The sequence below is a fragment of the Streptomyces sp. adm13(2018) genome (assembly GCF_008042145.1).
Classification (GTDB): domain Bacteria; phylum Actinomycetota; class Actinomycetes; order Streptomycetales; family Streptomycetaceae; genus Streptomyces.
The window spans coordinates 50,042-52,302 of record NZ_RDBH01000114.1; the positions used below are offsets into that span (position 1 = coordinate 50,042).

Below are 2,261 nucleotides of genomic sequence, written 5' to 3' on the forward strand. Positions count from 1 at the left end.
TCCCACCGCATCGCCGTCGAGGTGCTGGGCGCCGACGAGTCCCGCCCCGGCGTCCGCGAGACCGTCCAGGGCCTCCTGGACATGGCCCGCGGCCTCGGCCTCGCCACCCTCCTGACGGACGACCGCGCCCGCCGCGACCGCGTGGTCGCCCAGTGGGCCCGCCTGCTGGACGGGGCGCTGGCCTAGGCCGTCTCTTCCGGATCTCGCCGGTCAGGCCCGCGTCGTCCGGTGCCGTGCATCGCACGGCGGAGAGGTACCCGCGTACGGGACGTACCCGGGTGCCTCGACAACGCGGCGAGGTGCGGTGCCGGGCGGCGCGGGTCAGGCAGGATCCGGAAGAGACGGCCTAGGCCAGCGCCCCGTCCAGCAGGCGGGCCCACTGGGCGACCACGCGGTCGCGGCGGGCGCGGTCGTCCGTCAGGAGGGTGGCGAGGCCGAGGCCGCGGGCCATGTCCAGGAGGCCCTGGACGGTCTCGCGGACGCCGGGGCGGGACTCGTCGGCGCCCAGCACCTCGACGGCGATGCGGTGGGACTCGCGGCCGACGCGGGCCTCCAGCTCGGTCACGCGCGCGCGGAGCTGGTCCTCTCCGGAGGCGGCGACCCACAGGTGGAGCGCGGCCCGGAAGAGGGGCCCGGTGAAGAGGTCGACGAGCGCGGCGACGGCCTCGTACCGGTCGCGGGAGGGGAGGTCCCGCAGCGCGTGCGAGCGCTCCTCGGCGACGTACTCGACGGCGGCGGTGAAGAGGTCCTCGCGGGTCGGGAAGTGGTGCTGCGCGGCACCCCTGGAGACGCCTGCGCGTTCCGCGACGACGGCGACCGTGGAGCCCGCCCAGCCGTGTTCGGCCAGGCAGGACACGGCCGCCTCCAGGAGCCGCTGCCGGGTGGCGCGGCTCCTGTCCTGCTTGGGTGCGGTCACAGCCGCCATGCGGGGTCCCGTCGTTCGAGGAAGGCCGTCATCCCCTCGCGCGCCTCGGGGGAGGCGAAGAGCGTGGCCGACCTCTGCACCAGGTCCTCCGCGTCACGTTCGAAGGTCTCCAGGACTCTAGCGGTGACCAGCCGCTTCGCCTCGCGCAGGCCCTGCGGGGAGGCGGCGCGGAGGGCGTCGAGGATGCCGGGCAGGGCGTCGTCGCGGTCGGTGACGAGCCCCATGGCGATCGCCTCCGGCACCCCGAACCGTTCGCCGGTCAGGTAGTGGCGGGCCGCGGCCCGGGGCTCCAGCCTGGGGAGGAGGGTGAGGGACACGACGGCGGGGGCGACCCCGATCCGCACCTCGGTGAGCGCGAAGTCCGCGGCCTCCGCCGCCACCACGATGTCGCAGGCGCCGAGCAGCCCGAGGCCGCCGGCCCGTACGTGCCCGGTGGCGTGGGCGACGACCGGCTTCGGCAGTTCGACGATCTGCCGGAGGAGGTCGACGAAGGCGTACGGGCTCGGCGGGGCCTTGAGGTCGGCGCCCGCGCTGAACGTGCCGCCGGTGTGGGTGAGGACCACCGCGCGGACGGCGGGGTCCTTGCCGCAGGCGGTGAGCGCGTCCGCGAGCTCGGTGACGAGCACGGCGGAGAGCGCGTTGCGGGTGGCCGGGGAGTCGAGGGCGAGAGTGGTGACGCCCCGTTCCTCGGTGACGGCGACCTGGGTCATGTGCGGTCCCTCAGTTCTCGGTCTCGGAGTTCTCGGTCCCGGAGTTCTCGGTCCCGGAGTTCTCGGTCCCGGTCCCGGAGCTCTCGGCGGAGGATCTTCCCGGACGCTGCCCGGGGCACGGCCTCGATGAACTCGACGTCGCGGACCTTCTTGTACGGGGAGACCCGGGCGGCGACGTGGGCCATGACGTCCTCGGCGGTGAGGCCGGGGGCGGCGGCCTGGCGTACCACGTAGGCCTTGGGGATCTCGGTGCCGTCGGCGTCGATGACACCGATGACGGCGGCGTCGGCGACGCCCTCGTGGGTGAGGAGCAGCGCCTCCAGTTCGGCGGGGGCGACCTGGAAGCCCTTGTACTTGATGAGTTCCTTGACGCGGTCGACGACGTACAGCCAGCCGTCGTCGTCGACCCGGCCGATGTCGCCGGTGTGCACCCAGCCCTCGTCGTCGATCATGGCGGCGGTGGCGTCGGGCCGTCCGAGGTACCCCTTCATGACCTGCGGGCCGCGGATGGCGACCTCGCCGTCCGCGCCGGGCGCCGCGTCCTTCGAGGGGTCGTCGAGGGACAGGATCCGCATCTCGGTGGAGGGCAGCAGCTTGCCGACGGTGCCGGGCGGGGGGTTCGGGGC

3 protein-coding genes and 1 pseudogene are annotated in these 2,261 nt (G+C 74.6%); 1 reads left to right on the forward strand and 3 read right to left on the reverse strand.

What is annotated here, in order from left to right; all coding sequences use genetic code 11:
• A pseudogene (locus EAO70_RS12350) lies at positions 1-186 on the forward strand (TetR/AcrR family transcriptional regulator); the annotation flags it as partial.
• A gap of 160 nt (positions 187-346) precedes the next feature.
• Here the strand turns inward: EAO70_RS12350 and EAO70_RS12355 are convergent.
• The 3 genes from EAO70_RS12355 to EAO70_RS12365 form a co-directional block, all read right to left on the reverse strand.
• A complete protein-coding gene (locus EAO70_RS12355; RefSeq protein WP_148003065.1) occupies positions 347-925 on the reverse strand; it encodes a TetR/AcrR family transcriptional regulator in 579 nt (192 codons plus the stop codon).
• Entirely contained in the window at positions 913-1,635 is a 723-nt protein-coding gene (locus tag EAO70_RS12360) for an enoyl-CoA hydratase family protein (protein WP_148003066.1), read from the reverse strand. The genes EAO70_RS12355 and EAO70_RS12360 overlap by 13 nt, the downstream gene beginning before the upstream one ends.
• Positions 1,632-2,261 (reverse strand): AMP-binding enzyme (locus EAO70_RS12365; RefSeq protein ID WP_148003445.1); only part of this gene is annotated, 630 nt, incomplete at its 5' end. The genes EAO70_RS12360 and EAO70_RS12365, both read right to left, overlap by 4 nt.

Coding starts and splice junctions, on each gene's coding strand:
- EAO70_RS12360 (WP_148003066.1), bottom strand. CDS start 1,635: ATGACCCAGGTCGCCGTCACCGAGGAACGGGGCGTCACCACTCTCGCC.
- EAO70_RS12355 (WP_148003065.1), bottom strand. CDS start 925: ATGGCGGCTGTGACCGCACCCAAGCAGGACAGGAGCCGCGCCACCCGG.